At 39.3% G+C, this 23,022-nt stretch carries 25 protein-coding genes; 11 read left to right on the top strand and 14 right to left on the bottom strand.

The window, feature by feature from the left end; translation table 11 throughout:
- Positions 1 to 149: 149 nt before the first annotated feature.
- The 4 genes from ADHAQ_RS24020 (at position 150) to ADHAQ_RS0100445 (ending at position 4,062) form a co-directional block, all read left to right on the top strand.
- Complete coding sequence (locus tag ADHAQ_RS24020) at positions 150 to 1,199, top strand: serine hydrolase domain-containing protein (RefSeq protein WP_169727969.1); 1,050 nt, start codon at positions 150 to 152, stop codon at positions 1,197 to 1,199.
- A 204-nt stretch (positions 1,200 to 1,403) separates the two neighbouring features.
- On the top strand, positions 1,404 to 1,793 hold the full coding sequence (locus ADHAQ_RS24015; RefSeq protein WP_245590556.1) for a hypothetical protein: 390 nt from the start codon (positions 1,404 to 1,406) through the stop codon (positions 1,791 to 1,793).
- A 56-nt stretch (positions 1,794 to 1,849) separates the two neighbouring features.
- A complete protein-coding gene (locus tag ADHAQ_RS0100450; protein ID WP_026461262.1) occupies positions 1,850 to 2,350 on the top strand; it encodes a GNAT family N-acetyltransferase in 501 nt (166 codons plus the stop codon).
- Positions 2,351 to 2,592: 242 nt separating this feature from the next.
- Positions 2,593 to 4,062 (top strand): ArnT family glycosyltransferase, encoded by a 1,470-nt coding sequence (locus tag ADHAQ_RS0100445; protein ID WP_342667251.1) that lies wholly within the window; start codon positions 2,593 to 2,595, stop codon positions 4,060 to 4,062.
- Between the two features lie 902 nt (positions 4,063 to 4,964).
- Here ADHAQ_RS0100445 and rnk read toward each other — a convergent pair.
- From rnk to ADHAQ_RS27910, 4 genes are all read right to left on the bottom strand, one after another.
- On the bottom strand, positions 4,965 to 5,369 hold the full coding sequence (gene rnk, locus ADHAQ_RS0100440) for a nucleoside diphosphate kinase regulator (RefSeq protein WP_026461260.1): 405 nt from the start codon (positions 5,367 to 5,369) through the stop codon (positions 4,965 to 4,967).
- 1,017 nt (positions 5,370 to 6,386) lie between these two features.
- Entirely contained in the window at positions 6,387 to 6,791 is a 405-nt protein-coding gene (locus tag ADHAQ_RS0100435) for a hypothetical protein (protein WP_026461259.1), read from the bottom strand.
- 244 nt (positions 6,792 to 7,035) lie between these two features.
- Positions 7,036 to 7,341 (bottom strand): hypothetical protein, encoded by a 306-nt coding sequence (locus ADHAQ_RS0100430; protein ID WP_026461258.1) that lies wholly within the window; start codon positions 7,339 to 7,341, stop codon positions 7,036 to 7,038.
- A 20-nt stretch (positions 7,342 to 7,361) separates the two neighbouring features.
- The gene (locus ADHAQ_RS27910) at positions 7,362 to 7,520 is read right to left on the bottom strand and encodes a hypothetical protein (RefSeq protein WP_157433300.1); all 159 of its coding nucleotides are present in this window, start codon (positions 7,518 to 7,520) and stop codon (positions 7,362 to 7,364) included.
- A gap of 301 nt (positions 7,521 to 7,821) precedes the next feature.
- Between ADHAQ_RS27910 and ADHAQ_RS0100425 the strand changes: the two genes are divergently transcribed.
- Positions 7,822 to 8,190, top strand: coding sequence for a GIY-YIG nuclease family protein (locus ADHAQ_RS0100425; protein ID WP_026461257.1), 369 nt, complete (start codon positions 7,822 to 7,824; stop codon positions 8,188 to 8,190).
- Between the two features lie 372 nt (positions 8,191 to 8,562).
- Here the strand turns inward: ADHAQ_RS0100425 and ADHAQ_RS0100420 are convergent, their stop codons facing one another.
- Together ADHAQ_RS0100420 and ADHAQ_RS0100415 are read right to left on the bottom strand one after the other, a co-directional pair.
- Positions 8,563 to 9,477, bottom strand: a complete 915-nt coding sequence (locus ADHAQ_RS0100420) for a hypothetical protein (protein WP_026461256.1) — start codon at positions 9,475 to 9,477, stop codon at positions 8,563 to 8,565.
- 138 nt (positions 9,478 to 9,615) lie between these two features.
- On the bottom strand, positions 9,616 to 9,987 hold the full coding sequence (locus tag ADHAQ_RS0100415; RefSeq protein ID WP_026461255.1) for a winged helix-turn-helix transcriptional regulator: 372 nt from the start codon (positions 9,985 to 9,987) through the stop codon (positions 9,616 to 9,618).
- Positions 9,988 to 10,110: 123 nt separating this feature from the next.
- On the opposite strand from ADHAQ_RS0100415, the gene ADHAQ_RS0100410 reads away from it, so the two are divergent.
- Positions 10,111 to 10,905 carry an SDR family oxidoreductase gene (locus ADHAQ_RS0100410; protein WP_026461254.1) on the top strand — a complete coding sequence of 265 codons (795 nt, stop codon included), beginning with the start codon at positions 10,111 to 10,113 and terminating at the stop codon, positions 10,903 to 10,905.
- Between the two features lie 48 nt (positions 10,906 to 10,953).
- Here the strand turns inward: ADHAQ_RS0100410 and ADHAQ_RS28985 are convergent, their stop codons facing one another.
- Together ADHAQ_RS28985 and ADHAQ_RS0100400 are read right to left on the bottom strand one after the other, a co-directional pair.
- Positions 10,954 to 11,145 carry a glutaminyl-peptide cyclotransferase gene (locus tag ADHAQ_RS28985; protein ID WP_026461253.1) on the bottom strand — a complete coding sequence of 64 codons (192 nt, stop codon included), beginning with the start codon at positions 11,143 to 11,145 and terminating at the stop codon, positions 10,954 to 10,956.
- A gap of 220 nt (positions 11,146 to 11,365) precedes the next feature.
- The gene (locus ADHAQ_RS0100400) at positions 11,366 to 12,310 is read right to left on the bottom strand and encodes an alpha/beta hydrolase (RefSeq protein WP_026461252.1); all 945 of its coding nucleotides are present in this window, start codon (positions 12,308 to 12,310) and stop codon (positions 11,366 to 11,368) included.
- 651 nt (positions 12,311 to 12,961) lie between these two features.
- On the opposite strand from ADHAQ_RS0100400, the gene ADHAQ_RS27530 reads away from it, so the two are divergent.
- Positions 12,962 to 13,120 (top strand): DUF4113 domain-containing protein, encoded by a 159-nt coding sequence (locus ADHAQ_RS27530; protein WP_084523669.1) that lies wholly within the window; start codon positions 12,962 to 12,964, stop codon positions 13,118 to 13,120.
- A 49-nt stretch (positions 13,121 to 13,169) separates the two neighbouring features.
- On the opposite strand, the gene ADHAQ_RS0100385 is transcribed toward ADHAQ_RS27530, so the two are convergent.
- From ADHAQ_RS0100385 to ADHAQ_RS27905, 5 genes are all read right to left on the bottom strand, one after another.
- On the bottom strand, positions 13,170 to 16,328 hold the full coding sequence (locus ADHAQ_RS0100385; protein WP_157433299.1) for a fibronectin type III domain-containing protein: 3,159 nt from the start codon (positions 16,326 to 16,328) through the stop codon (positions 13,170 to 13,172).
- A 197-nt stretch (positions 16,329 to 16,525) separates the two neighbouring features.
- Positions 16,526 to 17,371 carry a DNA/RNA non-specific endonuclease gene (locus tag ADHAQ_RS0100380; RefSeq protein ID WP_026461250.1) on the bottom strand — a complete coding sequence of 282 codons (846 nt, stop codon included), beginning with the start codon at positions 17,369 to 17,371 and terminating at the stop codon, positions 16,526 to 16,528.
- A gap of 139 nt (positions 17,372 to 17,510) precedes the next feature.
- A complete protein-coding gene (locus ADHAQ_RS0100375; RefSeq protein ID WP_026461249.1) occupies positions 17,511 to 17,936 on the bottom strand; it encodes a hypothetical protein in 426 nt (141 codons plus the stop codon).
- 33 nt (positions 17,937 to 17,969) lie between these two features.
- Entirely contained in the window at positions 17,970 to 18,188 is a 219-nt protein-coding gene (locus ADHAQ_RS28980) for a response regulator (RefSeq protein WP_425393673.1), read from the bottom strand.
- A gap of 11 nt (positions 18,189 to 18,199) precedes the next feature.
- On the bottom strand, positions 18,200 to 18,343 hold the full coding sequence (locus ADHAQ_RS27905; RefSeq protein ID WP_157433297.1) for a response regulator: 144 nt from the start codon (positions 18,341 to 18,343) through the stop codon (positions 18,200 to 18,202).
- A gap of 756 nt (positions 18,344 to 19,099) precedes the next feature.
- Between ADHAQ_RS27905 and ADHAQ_RS0100365 the strand changes: the two genes are divergently transcribed.
- Together ADHAQ_RS0100365 and ADHAQ_RS0100355 are read left to right on the top strand one after the other, a co-directional pair.
- Positions 19,100 to 19,735 (top strand): MOSC domain-containing protein, encoded by a 636-nt coding sequence (locus ADHAQ_RS0100365; RefSeq protein ID WP_026461248.1) that lies wholly within the window; start codon positions 19,100 to 19,102, stop codon positions 19,733 to 19,735.
- 197 nt (positions 19,736 to 19,932) lie between these two features.
- Positions 19,933 to 20,328 carry a DUF1801 domain-containing protein gene (locus ADHAQ_RS0100355; RefSeq protein WP_026461247.1) on the top strand — a complete coding sequence of 132 codons (396 nt, stop codon included), beginning with the start codon at positions 19,933 to 19,935 and terminating at the stop codon, positions 20,326 to 20,328.
- Between the two features lie 199 nt (positions 20,329 to 20,527).
- On the opposite strand, the gene ADHAQ_RS0100345 is transcribed toward ADHAQ_RS0100355, so the two are convergent.
- Entirely contained in the window at positions 20,528 to 20,962 is a 435-nt protein-coding gene (locus ADHAQ_RS0100345; protein WP_026461246.1) for a hypothetical protein, read from the bottom strand.
- Between the two features lie 187 nt (positions 20,963 to 21,149).
- Between ADHAQ_RS0100345 and ADHAQ_RS0100340 the strand changes: the two genes are divergently transcribed.
- On the top strand, positions 21,150 to 21,572 hold the full coding sequence (locus tag ADHAQ_RS0100340) for a hypothetical protein (protein ID WP_026461245.1): 423 nt from the start codon (positions 21,150 to 21,152) through the stop codon (positions 21,570 to 21,572).
- A 521-nt stretch (positions 21,573 to 22,093) separates the two neighbouring features.
- Positions 22,094 to 22,975, top strand: a complete 882-nt coding sequence (locus ADHAQ_RS0100335) for a hypothetical protein (protein WP_026461244.1) — start codon at positions 22,094 to 22,096, stop codon at positions 22,973 to 22,975.
- The last annotated feature ends 47 nt before the right edge of the window (positions 22,976 to 23,022 follow it).

The following is a 23,022-nucleotide window of genomic DNA, read 5'->3' as shown; positions in this document are numbered from 1 at the left end:
ATCAGTCCATTAGTGGCAATTTTCGCAATTTTGACGACCCTAGATACTGGAGTATAAGTAAGATTATTTAAGCAGCTTCGCATTAAAATATAACAATGATTTTTTATCTACAATTTCTAAAATCACCTAAATTCAGGTTCAATAGAGCATTGGCTTTAATAGTTCTTGTTCTGGGTTCTGGTTCAGTATATTCCCAAGCTCTAAATCTTGCCAAAATTGACAGTCTATTAAATTCTGTTGAACAAAGCAAAAAATTTATGGGGGGAATTGCAATTGCCCAAAATGGCCATGTTGTCTATAGTAAAAACATTGGATATGCGGATATTGAAAATAATTACAAAGCGCATATAAACACAAAATATAGAATAGGTTCGATTACAAAAACATTTACTGCTGTTTTGGTATTGAAAGCAGTAGATGAAAAGAAAATTAAATTAGATCAAACGCTTGAAAAATATTTTCCGATGGTACCTAATGCTAATAAAATTACAATACGAAGTTTATTAAATCATAGGAGCGGAATTCATAATTTTAGCAAAGATGAAAGTTATTTCAAATACAGATTTATAGGTAAGTCTGAAAGCGAAATGGTAGACATCATTATAAAAGCCGGAAGCGACTTTACACCGGATTCAAAGGCAATGTATAGCAATTCCAATTATGTTTTGTTATCATATATACTAGAAAAAATTTATCAAAAAACATATGCAGAAATATTAAAAGAAAACATTGTGCAACCGCTGGGATTACTAAATACTTATTTTGGTGGTAAAATTGAAACCCAGAATAATGAAAGTTATTCTTATGATTGGGCTGAATACTGGCAAAAACTGCCAGAAACAAATCTAAATATTTTTTCAGGAGCGGGAGCAATAGTTTCCACTCCAACGGATGTGCTTAAATTCACGGAGGCAGTCTTTAATGGTAAAGTAATTTCAAAGTCAAGTTTGAAAGCTATGAAAGAAACCCGAGACGAATATGGACTTGGATTAGGTGAAAATAAATTTGAAGGAAGTATTAGTTACGGACATACAGGGCACATTGATGGTTTTAATTCAATGTATGGATATTTTCCAAAAGATAATATTTCCTTTATAATCACTTCTAATGGAACAAGTATCAATAACAATGATATTGCCGTCGGGATCCTTAGCATTTTGTTTAATGTTCCTTACACCATACCAAAAAAATTTGATTAAGGGCTAAAATATTACAATTGCCACTAACACTGGCTATTTAAAATTGCCGCTTTTGTCTGCCGGAAGTTTGTTCAACCATTAATATTTCTTACTTATAGAAAGTACTCAGCTCACCAATAGGCAACTGATAAATAGCCGATTGACGTTGTGCGTCATAAAGATTGAAATTATAAGAATATGGATAAGAGAATTGCAATTAAAATAATGTTGTGGCTAATCGTAGCTATCACGATTTTTCACATAGCTATTCTTTTCAAAGTTATTCCCTATGAAATCACATGGAGTGGTAGATTGAAAAGTGATGCTGAGATGTACGTGTTCGAATTAATATTTTTAGCAATCAATTTCTTTCTGGGTTTTGTTCTTTTGATAAAAGGAGAGTATGTGAAGCAGATTGTATCCCTGAAAATTGTGAACATTGTTTTATGGACTTTTCTGGTGTTGTTTGTCTTAAACACTATCGGAAACATTGTAGCTAAAATAAATTTTGAGAAATACTTTGCTGTTATAACATTTTCTTTCTCTATTCTTATTTGGGTTATTTTGAATAAAGGTAAAAGACTACGAAAGCATAACAAATCTTATAGTGTTTAAAAGCACCATAGTAAAACCGTTAGCATTAATCATTATAAGGTACAATCACAGTTAAAATGAAACTACCACCATACAATTCTTTCCCAAATATCTCAGGTGACAAAGTATTGCTTAGGCAAATTCTAACAGCGGATATCAAAGACCTTGTTGAGATTTCGTTTTATGACTCCGTCCAGGCCACAACTGTCCAACAGGCGACAGAAATGCTGTCAAAAATCAACAGGGACTATTTGGACGGCAATTCAATCCATTGGGGCATATCAGATAAACTGACGGATAACATTGTAGGGACTTGCGGGTACTACCGTGGACTAGACAAGGGGGAAGGCGAACTAGGCTGTGTTTTACTGCCTCAATACCGGGGGCAGGGTTTTATGACTTTTGCCATGTCATTGGCAATTGAATTTGGGCTGAATATTATGGGCCTGAACCGTATTTGGGCTCTAACCAGTCAGCAAAACCAGGACGCAATTAAGCTTCTTGAACGACTCAATTTTGTAAGAATAGCCGATTGGGACGGCTCCGAAATTGAATACGAGTTAAGATTGGGTGTATGATAGTGTTCTAGAAAATCAAGCCTACTGCTAAATGCACCCACCCCTATATGGGTATTTTCTACTTAAATCATGCTTTTTACATCTATTAAAATTTGTGCTTGATTGATTCTGTATTGCTTCAAAATGCCACCTCCCGTTAGCTACCCAATCGTTGGTATTAATTTAAACCACAGTATGTGATGACACGAAAAGCATTAATCCTAATAGGGTGTATCGTCTTAAAATTTCTATTACAGTACATTTTGATAAGCCCTGAATATGATTTGCAACGTGATGAATACCTCCACCTTGACCAGGCGAACCATTTGGCGTGGGGGTATGTATCCATACCTCCCATGACTGCCTGGATTGCCTCTCTCATCAAGATACTGGGCAACGGTGTGTTCTGGGTTAAGTTTTTTCCTGCCCTGTTTGGTGCCTTAACCATTTTGGTCGTTTGGAAAACGATAGAAGAACTAAGCGGTAGTTTAGTCGCCTTACTTTTAGGGGCTACCGGCGTTTTGTTTTCCGCTCTGTTAAGACTTAATACACTCTTTCAACCTAACTCCTTAGACGTTCTGTGCTGGACGACGCTTTACTTTGTTGTCATAAAATACTTTAATTCAAAAAAACCAAAGTGGCTGTATTATGGAGCTATTGTATTTGCCATAGGTTTTCTGAACAAGTACAACATTGTCTTTTTGCTGATAGGCCTTTTTCCGGCAATTTTAATGACAGAACAACGTGAGGTACTGGCCAGGAAGCACCTTTACCTGGCCATGCTTTTAGGGCTGCTGCTCATCTCTCCAAACGTATTATGGCAGTACTTTAACGGGTTCCCGGTTTTCCATCATATGAAAGAACTGACTGCTACCCAGTTAATAAATGTGGACAGGTGGGGTTTTCTGAAATCGCAGTTGCTTTTTTATATAGGCTCTCTGTTCGTTATCCTGGCAGCCCTGTATGCCTTGTTGTTTTACAAGCCCTTTCAAAAGTATAAAGCCTTTTTCTGGGCTATCCTCTTTACGCTTGCTGTTTTTATTTATTTCAAGGCGAAAGATTATTACGCTATAGGCCTGTACCCCATCTATATCGCTTTCGGTGCTGTTTTTCTTGCCGACATTCTGAAAAATGGGTGGAGAAGATATTTGCAGCCCGTTGCCATTGCTATGCCGATCCTGTTTTTTATCCCAATGTATAATTTGGCTTTCCCCAATAAAAGCCCAGGATACATCCTGCAACATGAAAAGCGGTACAAGAACCTGGGATTGCTTCGGTGGGAAGACGGCAAAGACCATTCATTGCCACAGGACTTTGCCGACATGCTCGGGTGGAAAGAGTTGGCCTGCAAAGTGGATAGCATCTATTCGAATCTTTCTGAACCAGGTAATACGTTGGTACTCTGCGACAACTATGGCCAGGCCGGAGCCATCAATTACTACACCAATAAGAATTTCAAAGCGGTTTCCTTCAATGCAGACTATGTTAACTGGATTCACCTCAACCAACCATATAATCATCTGATAAGGGTGAAAAGCTATGCAGGCAGGAACAGCGAATTAGAGGAAACCGGTCCATTTTTCCATACTGCACTCATATCTGACTCCGTAACAAATCCATTTGCAAGGGAATACAGAACCACCATTTACACTTTTTTAGGAGCTAAAGTAAACATCAACAAAAGAATACAAGAAGAAATTAATGAAACAAAAAACTACGCTAGAAACAGATGAATATTAAATTAATAAAAACAGAGGAAAATTATTAATTGGCACTTCAGAGGCTGGAAAAGATTTTAGACGCAGCGCCTGATACGCACGAAGGCGATGAACTGGAGGTGCTTTCTTTCCTAATTGACTCCTATGAGAAGGAACACTTTCAGTAGAAACATCAGACCCGATTGAGGCGGTAAAGTTCAGGATGGAGCAGCTTGGAATAAAGCAGAATAAGCACTATTATTTTATTTGTGATGCCGGTTAGGAGTTAAATAAAGAGAGTAACACCAAAAGTTCTCCGTCTAGGTTTAAAGACGGAGAAAGGTACTTGTATGAAAAGCTTAAAAAATAAACAGAAAAGTTTAACTCATTGCTCGGCCTGATTGCACTAAAGGACTTTATCCGGTTGCTCATCCCCTCTGCTTAGTTTATGGATATACATTTTGTATTTGCCTTTAAATTCATCAATTACAGAGCCCTTCCAACGTTTGGTGCCAATAAAATAGGCAGTTTTTGCACGGCATAGTGCTTTAGGGCATCTTTGCAGTTCATCTATTTACCACTATTGTTTTAAAGTAATATAGGATTAAAACTTTTTGTTTTTATCTTAAACTTAAAGTTAGGATTAACCTGGTTGACCAGAAAACAGGATGGCAGGAAAGCTGCCACCTTGCTTAGGCAACACAAACAGTAAACGCAAAATCTCCTATAAACTACATGTGAAGTTTATTAGAGCACAGGATGATGTAGTAATAATGGATGCTACTTGTTAATATTTAGGAAATTAAATTTAACGAGTATGAGCTCCTTCTCCTCCCATGAAAAGTTAACGCCCTGTAATTCAGAATTTTTGGTTAAGTGAGCACCTCCTAAATGAAAATACAAAATATAGAATTCAGGTATATATGTGCCACAATAATTTAAGTTATTAAACCAGCCGCTTCTGGTTGATAAAGTACTTCCTTGACGCGGTAAATAAATTTGCAATATGGAGCCGTCCAGACTACTTCATCACCTTCCTGGCTGCCTAAAACAGCGGTGCCTAGGGGAGAAAGAATGGATATTTTTCCGGCGTTAAAGTCTGCCTCATTTGGATAAACAATAGTTACGGTCATTTCATTACGGCTATTTAGTTCCTTGACCCGTACCCGCGAATTCATAGTAACCACATTGGGCGGAATAGACTCAGCTGGCTGGAGAAGTGCCCGATTTAATTCTTGTTTTAACCGATGAATGGAAGGGGAGAAATCCTGCTGGTGCTTTTTCACCTGAATAAGTTGAATAAGTTTCTGATAATCTTCTTTTGTTAAATACATTGGATTCATAAGAGCATACTTTAAATGGTGGTTAATTAAAACCTAATCTACCTTGAGGTTTAGGCTCTACTATTTTTAGTTCTGCTAAAACAACTGTTACTCTGTATGTTGATGTGGTAATTATAATAAAAGCTGCACCTAATTAGGAAAAGTATTCATTTCAAAAGCCTTTTAAGGCCATAGAAAATAGTTTTCTAGACCTATTCTTCTAGGAAAAAACCTGACAGATAAAAAATTCTGGTAAATTTATTAGTTGGTACTTACGGCTTTTTTATAAAAATCTTAAGGAGCAGTTCAGATAAAGACAATTGCCATTGAGTACATCAGCTTGAATGGTGTGATGCAATGCAGGTACTAAACATATGTAAGTTTATTCGGCTGGTGGCGTCATTGTCAAACCCCTTAACACCCTTGGATGTAACTTGTTCAGCTAGAAACATTTTAAGGAAATAAGAGCGGAGACCATTAATGCTTTCCAGCTAGAGATTACCAATAGGTTACCAACTGTCTAATGAAGCATTAATGCCACCACCTTGAAAGGTAATACTTTAGAAAAAAAAGTCTTCAACCAGGGAGGACCGCGTGATTCGCAATTATTAGGGAAGATATATTTCCAGAGAAAGGAACAATGGGAGACGTAATTAGCAATTAAAAATAAAGTTACAGCCTTTATAGCAATTGTTTGCGCTGGCGCAAAAGGGGTATTAAAAATATCTTGGAAATGACAATGTTGGTGTTTTTTCTCGAATTTACAGCCGAATCGCTGTAAATCTTCGCTATGTTCGTGGGAATGGAGCGCCAATATTGTTGTTTCTGGGACCAAAATCCGAACAAACAATAGTAATAGAATAGTGGCGATATAAATTCTAAACCGTAGCACTTTAAATGAAAACGCAGCAAATATGAATTTATTATTTAAGTATATTACCCTAGTAATTTACTACCCTAAGACATTCCATTTAAACATTAAATTTTGTTTTAGTTCTTAGGGAAATATCCAAATAATATGGAAAGCTAATTGTTAATTTACTCACCAAAAGGAAATTTAACGAAATTAGTGGTACCCATGCCATCTTTCTCATAGCTGGCTAGCAAATAAGGTTTAAACTGCGAATCGAAATTTTCAGTACCCGCATAAACCTCTTTAGGGGCAGGTAAGCCTTTTTTAAAGAAATAAACCTTCGTATTTCCATATTTTGTATGGGGCATAAAAGCACCATATTTTTTCATCTGGCCCCATAGGGTATCGGTCACCACTACGGCGTAAATCCGAATAATGGGTCCAGTGTTGTTTTCATTGCGATACAGAGCTACTTCCTCAAAATCATCCTTTAAATCCTGTACTCCGGGTTGATTAAACGCATCGGCAATAAACCAGATTAACAAGGCAGCGACTGCCAGACTAATTATATATTTTTTGCTTCTATTCATTTTTAAAGGTATTAGAAATAAGAAAGGCGTAATACAGGTTTGTTACTGCTGATGCTACTATTCTGCTGGCTCTGCAAAAAGTAGATCTATGCTATTGTACGTGCGACCCTTTGTCCTAAACCATCGACTGATCCAGTAATAAACATGCTTGCCATTGCTACAACTTTGCATAGTATTAATAATTTGATTAGGTTAAACCCTTACCTAATTTTCAGGAATACAGTTGTTGTTAGTAACAATTTAATCAACCTATTTTAAGACTTATAAGGACTAGAAAAAGAAATGAAACATCAGGAATACAGACTCCTCTAGCTTCAAAAGGAATCAGGAATGTGGCTAAGTAAGCTTCCAGCAAGTTTTGTCTTTTCCTCCCGCTATACTCCCTTTCTATGAGAAACATCAAATTTTTCAGGACCAGAGCAACATCTTCTGATAAAGCCTGCACATAGAAATAAGGCTTTATCAGCAACACCTTGGATAGAGGGAAAAACTGATTAAAAAATTCAGGAGCCACAGCTAATAAGAATCCATTTTTTATTCCAATTTCCATGGTATGCACCTGATTGGGAGTCAGTATGTAGATCTGATTGGGGAAATAGGATAATTCTCAAAATCAATTGAATGGATTTCCTCGTTGCCAACATCTGTAAACCAAAGAATTTTGTGAAAATGATGCCGATGAAAACCAGTGTAATTACTTTCGTCAGACGTCTCTATTCTCTCTAGCATGTTAAACTCATCTGTTGGTAAGCTGTGAAAGGGAATTGGATTTCATAAGTGGCTATTTATTTTAATCTACAAAGATACCGACTATTTATAATTGTTTAAATCGTTAAATATTTTAGAATGAACTATCATCAACCAGTTGATTTTAGTGATTGGAAAATAAGTTTTTTACGAAATTATTAACATAAATATGTTTATAAATATATAACAATTAATTGATTATTAACGCATTATATCCGTATACTTGTATAGTAATAAATAAATTTTAACTCCAAATAATTATTAGGAAAATAGCATTTATACAATGGTTACTTTATCCAAATTAAGGCTTTATGATTGGTATGCTTTTCAGATGGAAATGAAGCAGTATACCCGCCTCGATTTATTAAGGAAAGCCCGGGATTTATCAAATAATTGTTATTATGTCTATTTTATATTTGAAGGAAAACCGGATACCCCGGATTTTAAACCGGTATATATAGGATGTACCCGTTCCGTTTATTGGAGAATGGTGAAACACACTCACAAAATAAATCAGAAGACAAACATTTTCTTGAAAGCCTTCGACTTTAAAAAAGAAGCCTTACAATATGAGAAAAGAAGTATTAAAGCCTGGAAGCCACGCCTGAATATTCAATATAATAAGTGGTGGCAACTTGATTTAATTGGTTGATCCTTAAGTAGGGCGTGTTTTAGAGAACCAAGCCATTTGCTAAAAGCTCTTACTAAAGTTCCCAATTTTTTTTGTATCCTTTTCGTATATAAGACCATTTAACCGGAAGGTGATCTCTTTTTTTAAAATAGTTTCCCAACTTAATCCAGCCTGTTTATCTCCATTACCAAACGGCCAAATAATTCGTCCTCGTCGTGAATGGGAAAACCTAATGGTTGTCGTAGTATTTTTTATGCAACAGCCTTCTTTCTTCTGGCTGCATGTATTCAATATAGTTACAATAACTCAATTCATTTGTTTTTAAGTCTTATTAAGTTGCGATAGCGCTACCGGTGTTTTAAATCCCAAATTATAATTCGTAGACTCACCAAGTCAGGCCGCATAGAATATTTTTAAGTGCCGCAGCCGTCTTTTTACCAGTTTATGCATCATTGGTTCAAACCTGAATACCTCGTTATTATCCATTTGGACGGTTACATAGAAAGGCTGATTCATTTTTTTTGTAAGATGATAGATTGTTTCCAACTCAGCAATATCTTCAAACCAGCTGGCCATACTATATAAGGAGACAAAGGGTGTTTTTCCCAGCTTTTTGTAAACATCCGGCGCTAACGCAATTGCTACTTTTTTACCGCTTCGGAACCGGGTCTTCTCCAGTAAAGAATCAGTAAAATTGGGAATAAGCACGTTCATTTTATGCCAAATATCCTTCGTAAATAAAGTAGGTTTAACCAAGGCTTCTTTGTTATCCGGATGAGGGGTGATATTTAACACCGCGTCCACTACGTGTGTAGCCTCGTGCAGCAGGACGTATAAGAATGCATCAAGACTGCCTGCTTCAATTTTAACCTGATAATTGGAATTTGCCGTTTGGTCAAAACAAGTGGCTTCTTTCTGAGTGGCCCATTCCGAAGTAGACTCATTAAGTATTTCGGCTCGGAAGGTGATATTGAATAACTTAGTCGAATCGATAGTGGGCACCGGTGATGTCAGCGCGGTATTGGGCATATTATCCATAAAGCTGATGCTGTGTAAATTCTTCTGGAGAATTTTCTGATGCAAGGGAGGTAAAACGGCAAAGGCTTTTTCTACTTTAGCTTTTTCCATTGCGGTTAAGGCATGATTTGTAGGGCTCTTACCCGCTTCCCGGAACATCTTAAAAACACTTTCCGGAGCCACTAAAACTCGCTCGCCAGGATTTGGGTGAACAGGTTTTGTAGGTGCCTGCGCATTTAAATTAAAGGAAAGAACTGAACAAAGGGCAATAATAAAAGATATCCGGAGCATGTTTTTAAAAAGATTATGGAGTTAGTTTGTTAAGTCTTGGTGCTGGCAGACGGTTTGGATATTTTACTTTAAATTATATTGGTGATTAGGAATATGCCCCTAGCTGTTACCGATAAGTATTCCATCTACAGCAAGCCCTTATGGATTAGTGACATTTTCTGTGCGCTTTAAAATAGATGAACGCAGCCGTTCCTGGTGTTCATCGCCCCATTTGCCCAAAGCCGATATGACAGGAATTAAGGATTGCCCGAATTCGGTTAGGCTATACTCTACTTTTGGCGGCACTACCGGATATATAACTTTTGTAACTAATTCGTGCTCCTCTAACTCTTTTAATTGCATGTTTAAAACCCGGCGCGAAGCATCCGGAATTTTGCGTTGCAACTGGCTGGGACGTTTATGTCCTTCATTAATAAACCACAGCAAACGGATTTTCCATTTGCCGTAAAGCACCTCCCCGATTAAGTCAAGGCCGCAATTCAGGCTCAGTGGTATTTTCCTTTCGTACATCTTGTAAAATTATTTCAATGTTTAAAAAGGTGCAATATGGGATAAATTTATCCCTATGCGATTCGTGTTTCCGTACTTGATCGAACTAAACATACTCCTCAACTTTGTACAAAAAATTGGAGTATGGAACAGCAATTTAATTTTAATAGCGAATTATCAGGCAAAATTGCCCTGGTAACAGGTGGTACCAAAGGTGCCGGGAAAGCCATTGCCGAGCGCTTACTTGATGCCGGGGCAACGGTAATCATAACCGCCAGAAACGCCCCCGATACGCTAAACCCAAACCTACATTTTATTTCGGCTGATTTAAGTACGCCGGCAGGCACCCAGAAGGTAATAGCCGAGGTATTCGCAAAATACAGTAAACTGGATATCCTGGTCAACAACCTGGGTGGTTCGGAAACCCTTGGCGGCGGGTTTGCCATGCTAACAGATGAAGACTGGGAAAAAAGCCTGCAAACAAATTTACTCGCACCGGTTAGGTTAGACAAAGGATTTTTACCCCACATGCTCGCGCAAAAAAGTGGTGTAATTATTCACATTGCTTCTATCCAGGGCAAGCTGCCTTTGTACGAATCTACCTTGCCGTATGCCGCCGCCAAAGCCGGGTTAATTAACTACAGCAAAGGCTTATCCAAAGAAGTAGCGCCCAAAGGCGTGCGGGTTCTCACGGTTTCACCCGGCTGGGTTATGACTACTGCTGCTACCCACATGATGGAGCGCATTGCACAGAGTGCTAACAGTACGGTAGAAGAAGCCACGCAAAGTGTGATGACCGCTTTAGGTGGCATACCTATGGGCCGGCCGGCCAAACCCGAAGAAGTAGCCGAACTGGTAGGCTTCCTGGTGTCGCCGAGAGCCAGTTATTTAACCGGAACCGAATACGTCATCGACGGAGGCACCATACCCACTATTTAAAAATCCTAAAACCATAAAAAGATGAATTTACCTAATGTATTAACTGATTTATTTCCCCGTAACAAATATTTTACCTGTAGTCTCATCATAGGCAATTCCATTCATTTCAAGTGAAGCTGGATTCTTGGCTTTTGCATCTATATCAAGGGAAGTGAGGTTCAAATTCGCTATTACTCTTCCACTCGCAGGATCAATCTTAGCAATTCTATTCGTAGTATAGATATTAGCATACTTATACAACCGGTTTTAACCTCCTATTTACAGCACACCAGGGACTAACTTCTTCCATAGCAGTTTAGCTATTTTATCTTTTCGCCACTAAAATAGATCTTATGTAAATATTTTAAACGAATAAAAAGAAGATACCATTCATAAAAAATAGCCGCTTGATTAAATGGCTATTTAATCAAGCGGCTATTGGTTAAGCCTTAGATGCAGTATTTAGCTGGTAATTATTAGCTTACTTTTGAGCTTTCAAAAATTTATTTACATCCAGCCAGTGGATGAAGGCATCGAACCAGCGATTGCTGGTACGGTCAGGATTGCCAAGGCCAAAACCATGGCCGCCATTCTGATAAAGGTGAAATTCTACCGGCCGGCCCGCTTTAAACCAGGAATCTATCACCCCAAACTGGCCGCGGAAGAGAAAGTCATCGGTAGCAATAACATTAAACATCGGCGGCGCATTTTTTGGTACTTCTACCGGTCCCATAGCCCCATAAACCGGACCAATAAAAGCCAGTTTCATCGTCTTGGAGTTAAGCGTTGCGTGCAAGGTGAGCATCGCACCGGCCGAGAAACCAATCATACCTAATCTTTCCGTATCAACGCCCCATTCCTTAGCTCTTTTATGGATCATTGCATACGCCGCCTCAGCATCTGCAAGCTGCATAGACAAATTCATCTGGGGCTGGCTCGGCGGTGTTGCATTTGGGGTAGTACTAGCAGATGCCGTTGGTGCCGGCCGAGGTTGATTCATAGATGCCGCAAACTCATCCAGTGGTGCCGGAGTTGGATTAAGCCGGTATTTTAGTACAAAAGCGGCTATTCCTTTCTCATTAAGCGCCTTGGCAACTTCCCAACCTTCGTTGTCCATGGACAGCCATCTGAAACCTCCGCCCGGGGCAACGATCACGGCAGCACCCGTCGCTTTGCCCGGTGCTGGCAGGAAAGGCGTCAGTGTCGCAGTGGATACGTTCCTGGCCATCGGATCACCCCACTGGCGGAACCAGGACTCCGGGGCTTTTTGACCTTCTACCCCACCTGTGCCAAGCGGAATAGCTTTTGGTTCGGCTGGGGCTTTAAGTGGATAAACAGTACCATCCTGTGCCATTACTGACACAGAAAAAACCAATAAAATGGCCATAATTGCTGCTTTACCTAATTTTATTCTATTATAAATCATGGATTATTAATTTAAAATAAGTGTATAAAATACATTTAAAAATTTTACGGCAATTTAACCTAATTTCTTTACCATTGTAAGAAAGTATTAAATGTTTTCGCGGTGGTAAATTTTTGTTTTGTTTGGTACAAAATTTCATTCCCCTCCATTCCCATTAGTTTTTTTCCATACTACTATATTACCACAAGGAATGGTTTTATGGGTTGTCAGATGATGTGCAAACCATAAAACAACGCTAGGGAAACCTCCCTAAGCATTTTACTTGGATGATTGGAAGCGCGTTGGCATCTGTTAACTGTGTCAGCTTCCCCCAAAACAGAACGGTTTAGGAAGAGAAGAAAGTTTTACTGGGATCCGGGAGCTTTGAAAAAGAAGATCTTTATCCCGCAACCACTAGCCAGCATATTAAAAAGTCTGAGATCAACCGGGAACAGGCCATTTGCCTGTCAGCGTTTTACCAGTAACGTCAACGCCATAATAGCAGGGATGCGACTGCACTCAAGCGGCTCCAAGAATGAGAAGAAAAGCATGGAAAGCTAATATCCAGGTACCCAAAACCAAACGGACGGAGTAGACATAGACCTGATTTCCAACAAGAACGTTCAGTTAAACTTGCTAGGTACTACCGATCATGGTAAGTAGCAATTGTTGATGCAGTTCCTGGATAAGCTGGTAGCTAAGTTTGGGAACGATAAGGTGAAGGTGGCCTGCCAGGGAACACCGCAAAAGAAATCCCGGATTTTGAACAGGGACTACCTCTCGCCCTGCTATCCTACCCGGCTGCCCGATTTCCTCACCATCCGGATTTAAAATCCAGTTGGGAGATCCATGGCTTCAATTTCGCCCGTTGCATCCAAACCTAGGGCGTTGTTTTCACGAACCTAATCTGTTCGTTACCTCCGTCCAGATTCGTTAACTGCAGCACATAGACACCGGTGGCAAGCCTGGAAATGTCAAGAACAAATGGTTCGTTATCTTGCTGTCCCACCACGGTGACTAATACCGTTTTACCTGCTGCATCCAGGATAATGCATTGTTGAACCGGCATTCCTCCGGGCAGAATGGTTAATCTATCAGCAACCGGATTCGGTGCAATCCTGACTTTACTTAGCAAGGCATTTCCCGCCTTGACACTTACCACGCGGGACCGGGTAGATGTACCATCCAAGTCTACCTGTTCTAAGGCGTAGTAGATAACCTCCGCACCCCCAGCATTCGCATCCTGGAAAGAATAATGCTGCATTACTGAACTATTACCAGCGCTTTTCACCCTTCCTATCTTAGTGAAATGGTTACCATCCAAGCTTCTCATAATATTATAATGGCTGCTGTTCTTTTCCGATGCAGTCCGCCATTCCAACAGCACGCTAAAGTTCATTAGCTTCCCTTTAAAGAATACCATTTCCACGGGTAAGGGCGCAATCGTAGAGGCACTTACTGATCCACCGGAGGTATTATACCGGATAAACTCACCGGAGTTGTTGATCTCATACACCCGGAAGAAGTACTGGGTGCTGGGCTGTAAGTTTGTAATAGTAGCACTGGTTTGCGTATTGTTTCCTAGGTAAACCACTTGTTCTCCGGCCGCGGTATAGGCTGAATTCACATTAGTGACCGGTTGCCCGTCTACCGGGATACTAAAGGAATTCACCCGATTGATAACCACTACCGTACCGGTTCCATTTCCTTTCATCCAGGTAAGTGTCAGGGAATTGGCGCCAATGGATTCTTCTGGGAAGGTTATATTAGAAACCTGCTGGGTTGGGGCAGCCGGCTGGGTGGTAAACGGCACTTCATTGCCGTAGGCGGTGCCTGCCGCATTAGTCGCGTAAGCCCGAACATAATAAGTTGTATGCTGTTGCAGGTTGGTTAACGTACTGGTATACCCACCTACTCCCGACCCGTCGGTGGTACTGCTGTTGGATTCTATAGAAGGGTTTGGTGCTGTTCCCCAAACTACGCCCCGGGCCGTTACACTAGACCCGTTATTGGAAGAAATATCACCACCCGTAGAAGCCGATGAAGCCGTAATGGCTGTTACAGGTCGGGTGCTGAGAACCGGAGTACTAATGCCAGAACCACTAACCGCTACGTTAACGGTGCTGGTACTGCTGGAAACAGTTATGTTCCCTACATAAGCCTGTACCACAGTTGGTGCTAAACGCACCTCTATGGTAGCATTCACATTTCCTCCGGAAGGAGTTAGGGTAAGCGGCGAGGTGGTGAACTCACCGGTAGAGCCTGCTAGCCGGATCTGGTATCCAGTGGGTGCTGTAACCGTTACATTACTAGTTAATCCTACCCCGGTGACAGTGAAATTTTGTGAAGGTGATGCCGTCCTTATTGGCGTAGGCCCAAAGCTTAATGCAGTAGTATTTACCCCAACATCCTGACCAGTTCCGGTAACCGCTACATTGGCTGTATTGAGGCTGCTTACGACGCTGATATTGCCGCTGTAAGCCTGGGCTGCGGTTGGAGCAAACCGAACATCAACCATTTGGTTTACATTACCACTCGTGGGAGTCACGGTAAGCGGCGTAGACTGAAAATCAGTTGTTCCGCTTAAACGTATTTGAAAATTTGCTGGCGGAGTTACAGTGATATTCTCCGACACGCCAGTACCCGTGATGGTAAAAGTTTGTACAGAGGAAGTTAGTCCAACCCGGGTTTCTGTAAAAGCAATGGCGGCCGGACTTACCGAAAGGCTTTGCACATTTACGGTTACAGGAGCGCTTTCCCCTGTCACATTACCACAGGCATTGATAGCTGTAGCCCTTGACACAATCTGGTAAATGCCTGCACCTGGAAAATCAGCACCATTAATGGTATAAGTACTGCTCGTGGCATTGGGAATAGGCATAAATGTACCGGAGGTACCAGTACGGTAAAACCAGGCAAAGGTAGATGGAGAAGAAGCTATGGCTCTTACACCACTTCCGGTTCCGGATGGGGTTACGGACTGAACATCGGTGTTATCTAAGACTACCGTATTAGCGGCAGGAGTAGAATTAACCGTAAGTGGCGTAGCGTTGCTATTGCCAAAGCGTAAGGGGTTCGTATTTATTACCCGTACCCGGTAATTTGTACCGCACGGGGTACCTGCCGGTATCTGAGCAGTAATGGGCGAAGTTCCGTTTCCGGTACCAATGATATTAAAAGTCTCATCGGTAGAAAACACACCTTCATTATTGGATAACTGCACCCGCCAATTTCCGGTGAAACCGCCTGTACTGGTATAAGGAACAGTAAAGGTAGCACTGGGGGCGGTTGGGGTAACAGTAAACGTATTTTGGTTAGGCTCGCCGGTAGTGATGGTATTAGGATTGGTGCCTACATAAGTTGCAGTAGCCCGAATATTATCGATCGCTATTCTGGGCCTGGCGCCTGATAAACCATTGTTAGCAGTACCTATTATGGTTTCAATATAGAACCTGATCCTGGCGTTTGGTTTACCACTGAAAGAGCTAGGGAGGTTCACAGTAATGGTTCCACTGGAGGGGCGGTTATTCGTTAAAATAACAGCTGTACCGGGAAGCTCTTCAAAGGCGCTGTTTGTACCTGAGTTGGTGCGTACACTAAATCTGGCTTGTCGAAAGCCTGAACCAGTATTGAGGGAGAACCAGTCAAAACTAAGGGTCCCGGCGGTAGTATTGGTAAAATCCAGGTTTAAATCAAAGGCTGCCGCATTCAAGGTGGTAGTACCAGATGCATAAATAACGATTGAAGCATTATTTGGTCCTCTTTGAACACCACTACCGGAGGAAAACACCGTATTTTGATTGGGTAATCCACCGGTTGTTTCAGGGGTGGCCACACTAAAACGGGTAACTCCGCCGGTACCTGTAAAGTTTGCCCCCCAACTGCCTATCCTATCGAAGTTCTCGGTATAAATCCCCGTTGCCAAAGGGAATGGGGTCTGGGCTTTCGTGCTGGAACTGATAATGAACAGTGCCCAAAGGAGAAAAAAGAATTGTCTGTTTCTGGTAAAAGAGAAAGGAAGTTGGTAAAGGTGCCGCATATACCCGTCTTTGTTTTTTACAATCAATTACAAATAAAACTCAATTACGGGGTAAAGGTTTTGATTCTGCCAGATGATTTTTTCTTCAAGCCATTCATAACCGTGCAAAGCAAAGCATTAATTCCTATACTGTTATGTACCCAGGATGCTCGATAGAGCCACTTTTAATTTCGCCCATTCCGCATTATCCGCATTGATTATTGCGTCGGCCCAATATCAGCTTTGGCTTCTAAAGCATTTTCAATGTTATCTGGTAATTCAGAGAGTAAGTCTAATCCCGTTGCTCTTTCAATAGCATCAACAGTAGTTCGGTAGATTCCCCAATCCGGACCAACAGTATTAATATTAGGTGTGTTTACCGCTATTACTCTTGTACTGGTAGTAATCCGGCTTACATCATTATCTCCTTCCGGTAGTACCACTAATACTTTCCAGATCTGCTTAGGCACAGTTACCCTTCCCTGATCTATTGTTTCAGCATTACCATTACTACCTAATCCCCCCTTTCCATAATTCCCCATGATAACATATACTTCATTACCTGCCTGAACTAACCGGCGGGTATAGCTCTCCAGGTTCTCCCAAGTTTCCCGGTTATTAGTAGGAGCCTGGGGAATCATGTTAGTCATGAGGAAAGTAGCGGAGTTATCCTGTTCTGTTTTGGTTCGATCTGCCGACGGTGTATTGTGGCCCCGGTCAAATCCTGTTCCGGTATAAGCGGTGGCCGGTACTCGATACCAGCCAGCAGGTAAAGTGTTATCAGCCCGGAAATCATCCTGCCTTTGGGCACTTCCTAACCAATCTTTGTTGACATGCCAGCTCACCCAATTAGGCGTACCACGGTCTTTGCTGTAGGATAAGACATACTGTGGCTTTTCAATAAGATAGTTATTGGCATTACTTACATCAATAGTTGCATTGCTGGGATTACCTAATGTAAGATGTAAACTTAAGGGTGTATCAGTTGTTTTTGTAGGAGCTACTTCTGTTTCCTTACAGGCTACTACCAGTATTAATATTAAATAAAGTAGTTTATTTCTCATTATGATTCAAGTAAAAGGTCTGCCTTTTATACGGAGATTACTCTTTTACTTTTCGCTCATTCCTTTGCGCCGTATTACAACCTCCTCATCTTCCCTTACCCAAATTAAACTGTTTTTGATTAGTGGAGATGGGGGATGGCTATATGTTATTTAACATTAACCAATTTATAGCTTCTTCTCGGCTGGTAAAGCTTTGGAACTGATAATTAAATTGAATGGTCTGCGTAAGGTTTCTGGTCAACTCCTGAGTCTTTTCCTCTCGGCTATTATCTAAGGAAATAATACGGGCTGATTTTTTCAAACGGGTTGTGTTTAAATCCAGGGAGAACTGGGTTACCATTTCCTTGTATTCAGGGGAATCCATTAATTCATGATTGGTTATTGTTTTACCAGCATCAATCAACAGGAATTTAATATCATAGTTTTTGACATTCTCCACCAGCATCTGCAAGGCGTACTTTATTTCCGGTAGCAGGTAAAGCGGTGCATTAGGCCAGTCAACAGTTAAAATATCAGTTGCTGGACTATAATCCAGCACCATAAGGCTATTTTGGTATAGAATCATTAATTATATCAGCTAACCGTATGGGGTTTATATTTAAAAAATAGTTTCAATTTTTTCTTTGGTCAAAGGCTTTATCAAATAACCGGCAACATTTAAAGAACTAACTAAAAGCATATCCTTTGGGTTAGATGAATTGGTAAGTACTATTATTCTGGTATTACTAAGGTCAAAAGTCTCCTTTGGCAAACTATTCAGAAAGTCAAAGCCATCAAACACCGGCATATTCAAATCCAAAAGAATCAATTCAGGCAGTTTTACATTGGTTAAAGCATAGCTTCGTAATATTTTAATGCTTCCAATCCATTTGCAGCCTGGACAACATTGCTGGAGATATTATTGGCCTTTATTAATCTTTTAGTTAAATATATGCTGGTAGCGTCGTCATCCACTATTAAAATATTGTCCATGAGCTTCATAGCAACCCTTTTGTTTGAATGACTAAATTCAAATATATGGCAATAACTATTAATAAACTGATATTGTTTATATTTTTATTAACCTAACGAGCCCAGTCAAATGACTTGCTAGAAATAATAATAGATAACAGATTACATATTTACCCAAAATAAGGCGAATACAGGCGTTATAAATAACGATCAGCAATTAACTATTTATACCCACATACCTGTTAAAAGCTTAAAATCTTTTATAGGGTTTCGGAAAATTCGGATTTGCCCCCTTACTTTTATTTTGGCAGCACAAATTTTACTTATTCTTTCGGTTACACTTTTATGTTCTTCTGGTGATTTCACCTGCCCTCTCCCTGGGATAATAAATGCTGGGTTACTTAGGAGAATAGTAAAAGCATGACTACCCGCATAATTACGTGCTATTCCTATTTGCTAAAGGATTGTATAAAAATTATACTTCGACCGACGGCCCTGCACGTTTATTATACTAAACGTTGTGCAAAATTATGAAGTTAAAAAAACTTAAATCTATTGGGCTCCACATCCCGCAATCTGTGACTTGTGGAGTACATGCAGCCAGCTGGTAACTGGTATAATCCCAGATAAAGTAAAAAGTAGCCCTGGCCATAGCTGGGGTTTGTTGTTTATATTTATATTGCTAATAACCGGAACGGACTCCGTTTATTCACCCATTTTTAGGTTGTAAACCGGAACTCATTCTGTTTGTATAGTAAGTAGCTATAAATAAATATTATGAAAATAATCTCTACGAATATAGGAAAACCAACTGTATTTATTTGGAATGGCAAAGAAGAAACTACTGGTATTTATAAAAAACCAACTGGTAAACCTATTTATTTGACAAGAAATGATGTAGTAAACGATGAAGTTTCTAATCGGTTAAATCATGGAGGCTTTTATAAAGCATGTTACCTATTTTCTGCAGAGCAATATCCTTATTGGCAGAAATTATACCCAAACCTAGATTGGAGCTGGGGAATGTTTGGAGAAAACTTAACGGTTTCTGAGTTCGACGAAAGACGAGTATTTCTTGGAGATACCTATAAAGTTGGAGAAGCTTTAGTACAAGTTTCTCAATATAGAGAACCTTGTTATAAACTAGCACATAAATTCGGAACTTCATTAATTATAAAACAATTTATTGAACATGGGTTTGGAGGTACCTATTTAAGTATTCTTGAAGAAGGGTATGTTGATATAAATGACGAATTTACTTTAGTTGAACGACCTAAATTGACTCTCTCCGTCTCCGACTTATTTAATCTAATACATGCCAAAGAAAAGGATCAGAATCTTTTAAAAATTGCTGTAGAAAGTAGAGCCATTCCCCGAAAAAAGAGAGTACTGTTAAGCTCATACCTAAAATAAAAACTAAAGCTAACCCACATCCCGCAAGTCTGCGACTTGTGGAGTACATGCAGCCAGCTTGTAACTGGCACATCAATAGATTAAGTAAAAAAGTAGCCGTGGCCATAGCAGAAATTTTTAGTTTTTTTTATAGTATGGGTTACCCGAAGGAATACAATTTTAAAAAAATTGGTATTGGTATAATGGCTGATTATTAAATATTTAAGAAAACAGAAATTCAGAACTACAACAACGAACAATCAACTGGGGATAAAGTAATATGTGACTTACTTGCCATGACAATTGATAGTGAACTGAGTGAAGCAGAAAATAAAATCTGGCATGCTCACCCTGTTTGGTTTTTAGATGGCAATCCTATTGTTGGTTACAGTAAATTAAAGGCTGGTATCCGGCTAATGTTTTGGAGCGGAGCAGATTTTGAAGAAGAAAAACTTAAAATGGGCACAGGTAATTTCAAAGATGCATCCATCAGTTTTACTTCAATAGATCAGGTTGATACTTCTGAATTAAAAAGATGGTTAAAAAAATCAAGGGAAATACAATGGGATTATAAAAACATTGTGAAAAGAAAAGGGCAATTAGTACGGTTATAAATGATGAATAATACACCCGAACAGGATGCACAAATTGCTAAAGGCAAGAAAAGGAGAAGAAATAAAGAAAGACAGGTAGAAATTGACTTTAGCTCCAATTAAAGACCTTAAGTTGGGCGGGTATAAAATCTATGATTCTTTTTTACTTGGGAAAATTTACCAAGTACCAGCTTTGTATTACAAGGTTAAGCTATTAGCCTTACGGGACATCAGAAAAAAGCCATGCCAAAGCCTCCGCTTTTGAAGTAAAAATTTCCACTTTGGTTTTACCCACTGGCTCTATCTGTCCCTGAAGATCATCTCGTAAACGAAGCATGTCCATCAATTCTAAGGTTAATCTACTGGTTATGCTGGCAATCTTACGGAATTGGGATTCTCTATAAAACATTTTCCTGTTTTTTAATAACCAATTCTGTTCGGCTATCTCCAGGTAGTTAATGGCACGTACATCACTTAAATGGTAGCGGTAGCCTGATAATAAATGATCACTTCCAATTGTAACGGACATTTCTCGGAATTCCTTACCTGAAGGGTGGCGTAACCATTCGACTGAAATAAAATCGTTTAGGTCATCTGTTTGAATCCGAACCAAATCATCTTCAAAAGCCAATTTTAAATGAAACACCGGAGTCATAATGGACTGTTTAGAAAATTCTAAAGGTTAAGGTAAGCTATATATCTTATAATAATAAAAAATTATATAGAAATTAGATAATAAATAAAATTTGAAATAGTTTAGTATTAGTGGCTTTGTGAATTTAAATCCTATGATTATAGTAAATTGACGTATATATTATCTCTTTAATTGTCCAAGTCTTTACATGTTAGACAATTTGCTTCAGGTGTACCAAAATGATTTTGCAACCATAAGTCTGGTTGTAGAAGAGTTCCTGTTAGTTTTAGAATGGCGACGGCATGTTGACTTTGCTGAACGAAAAGAAGGACTTTTAATAGCCTTAACAATTTCAAAGGAAAATAAGATCAATTACTGGATTATTGACGACTTGTACCATGGCTATATTTCATTTGAAGAAAAAGAGTGGTTATTATCAGAATGGATGCAAAGGATTTCCGGTTCTGGAATTCAGAAAATTGCTTATTTGGCCAGGGACTATTTTTCGGCTTTAGCGGTTAATTTAGACTTTAGAGTCAGAATTATAACTGAATATATGGAACGTAGTAAAATAGAGAACGAAATCTTTATTGATTATCCTACCGCTTTAACCTGGTTATTCCCGGAGTAAAAAATATTAATTATAAAAGCCCAAAACAGCGACTGGGGGAATACATGTAGCCAGCTTATAACTGGCACATTCCTAGATCAAGTAAAAAGTAACCCTGGCCATAGCTGGGGTTTGTTGTTTATAACTAGTATGTCTCGGGCAGAAAGTAAAGCGCACGTGCTGACGGAACTAAAGCCTTTGTACACTTTTTTGTATTTGACGATAGAACTCTTTATAAAGGCTGTAATGCTCTTTATATTAGTTTCCGAAAACTCTATTCCTTTTGTCTTTTACTGTTGGATAAATCAGATTTACTAGGTGTTGCTCCTGCCCAGGTAATGACTTTAGAAAAATCTTGCGCGTGCGTAATGACCGTATTAAAATCTTCACCCTCCCCTTTTTTAATTTTTTATATGTACGAAAACACTTGTCTGTTTGGATATTCTTTAAGAGCCAAGGAATTAAATTGAAAAATACCCGGAACTAGGTATCCAGATGGTTGTACTTTTGGGTAATTTTGGGGTTTAATCCAAATATTTTATATGAAAAATTATTTACCCTTAAAGTTCCTTTTAATTTTTATCCTTTTTGCTTCTAACAAATCTTGTACTGTCGAAGAGGAGATTGATGAGGTAAAAAAGAAAGTGACTACCTATATCAAAATATACAAGGAAGTTACAGATGTAGATGAAAGTATAACTGATTTTAATCAAGCATATGTAAAAGATGTATTAATTGATGGAGAAAAAACACACCCTTATTCTTCCCCATTTGATTTAGCTGAGTCTGTTCCATATTCCTTTAATATTTGGGTTTATAATAAGAAAGACAATACCGATTTAACCATGAAATATTCGGGTACTGTTCCTAGGTCAGTTTTTGATGCTGAAAGGAATTCATTTAAAGTAGTGGTAAATACAAATCAACCTACTGTATACGTTAATGATAGGCAAATTCCCACCCCAACAACTTCATATAATGGTCTTATCCCTGGCACTTATGGAAGACCTGGCTCTTGTACTACCTGCCCAGGTACTGGCACGGGGGCAGGAACAGGTGGCAGTACTGCTGGTGCTTGTCCTATTGGTACCTGGAAAACTCATTCTTGTAACGGAGCTGCTAATAAATTTCTGATTTATCACTTTGCTAGCGATGGAACCGGATATGCTTCAAACCCTGATTGCAACGATATTTGCACTCCTATGATATTCAAGTTTAAGTATAGCATTAGCGGCAATAAGATTACTTATAATTTTACCAGTACAGAAGAGGTAAATTGCGGAGGAACGTCTTCTAAACCTAATGTGCCGACCAGCACCCAAACCATAACCTTTACTTGTGGGAATAATGGCAATCAGTTAATAACTGAATCTTCCAATATTCAAACTGGTGTGAGAACTTCCATGACTTTTACCAGGCAATAACAAGTATTCTTATTAGATTCTTAACAACCCTGGCGAAAGCTGGGGTT

The organism is Adhaeribacter aquaticus DSM 16391 (assembly GCF_000473365.1).
Lineage (GTDB): Bacteria > Bacteroidota > Bacteroidia > Cytophagales > Hymenobacteraceae > Adhaeribacter > Adhaeribacter aquaticus.
This window is presented reverse-complemented; position numbering and strand designations above follow the sequence as displayed.

Coding starts and splice junctions, on each gene's coding strand:
- ADHAQ_RS24015 (WP_245590556.1), top strand. CDS start 1,404: ATGTTGTGGCTAATCGTAGCTATCACGATTTTTCACATAGCTATTCTT.
- ADHAQ_RS0100450 (WP_026461262.1), top strand. CDS start 1,850: ATGAAACTACCACCATACAATTCTTTCCCAAATATCTCAGGTGACAAA.
- rnk (WP_026461260.1), bottom strand. CDS start 5,369: ATGAATCCAATGTATTTAACAAAAGAAGATTATCAGAAACTTATTCAA.
- ADHAQ_RS0100435 (WP_026461259.1), bottom strand. CDS start 6,791: ATGAATAGAAGCAAAAAATATATAATTAGTCTGGCAGTCGCTGCCTTG.
- ADHAQ_RS0100430 (WP_026461258.1), bottom strand. CDS start 7,341: ATGGAAATTGGAATAAAAAATGGATTCTTATTAGCTGTGGCTCCTGAA.
- ADHAQ_RS27910 (WP_157433300.1), bottom strand. CDS start 7,520: ATGCTAGAGAGAATAGAGACGTCTGACGAAAGTAATTACACTGGTTTT.
- ADHAQ_RS0100425 (WP_026461257.1), top strand. CDS start 7,822: ATGGTTACTTTATCCAAATTAAGGCTTTATGATTGGTATGCTTTTCAG.
- ADHAQ_RS0100420 (WP_026461256.1), bottom strand. CDS start 9,477: ATGCTCCGGATATCTTTTATTATTGCCCTTTGTTCAGTTCTTTCCTTT.
- ADHAQ_RS0100415 (WP_026461255.1), bottom strand. CDS start 9,987: ATGTACGAAAGGAAAATACCACTGAGCCTGAATTGCGGCCTTGACTTA.
- ADHAQ_RS0100410 (WP_026461254.1), top strand. CDS start 10,111: ATGGAACAGCAATTTAATTTTAATAGCGAATTATCAGGCAAAATTGCC.
- ADHAQ_RS0100400 (WP_026461252.1), bottom strand. CDS start 12,310: ATGATTTATAATAGAATAAAATTAGGTAAAGCAGCAATTATGGCCATT.
- ADHAQ_RS27530 (WP_084523669.1), top strand. CDS start 12,962: ATGCAGTTCCTGGATAAGCTGGTAGCTAAGTTTGGGAACGATAAGGTG.
- ADHAQ_RS0100385 (WP_157433299.1), bottom strand. CDS start 16,328: ATGCGGCACCTTTACCAACTTCCTTTCTCTTTTACCAGAAACAGACAA.
- ADHAQ_RS0100380 (WP_026461250.1), bottom strand. CDS start 17,371: ATGAGAAATAAACTACTTTATTTAATATTAATACTGGTAGTAGCCTGT.
- ADHAQ_RS0100375 (WP_026461249.1), bottom strand. CDS start 17,936: ATGATTCTATACCAAAATAGCCTTATGGTGCTGGATTATAGTCCAGCA.
- ADHAQ_RS27905 (WP_157433297.1), bottom strand. CDS start 18,343: ATGGACAATATTTTAATAGTGGATGACGACGCTACCAGCATATATTTA.
- ADHAQ_RS0100365 (WP_026461248.1), top strand. CDS start 19,100: ATGAAAATAATCTCTACGAATATAGGAAAACCAACTGTATTTATTTGG.
- ADHAQ_RS0100345 (WP_026461246.1), bottom strand. CDS start 20,962: ATGACTCCGGTGTTTCATTTAAAATTGGCTTTTGAAGATGATTTGGTT.
- ADHAQ_RS0100340 (WP_026461245.1), top strand. CDS start 21,150: ATGTTAGACAATTTGCTTCAGGTGTACCAAAATGATTTTGCAACCATA.
- ADHAQ_RS0100335 (WP_026461244.1), top strand. CDS start 22,094: ATGAAAAATTATTTACCCTTAAAGTTCCTTTTAATTTTTATCCTTTTT.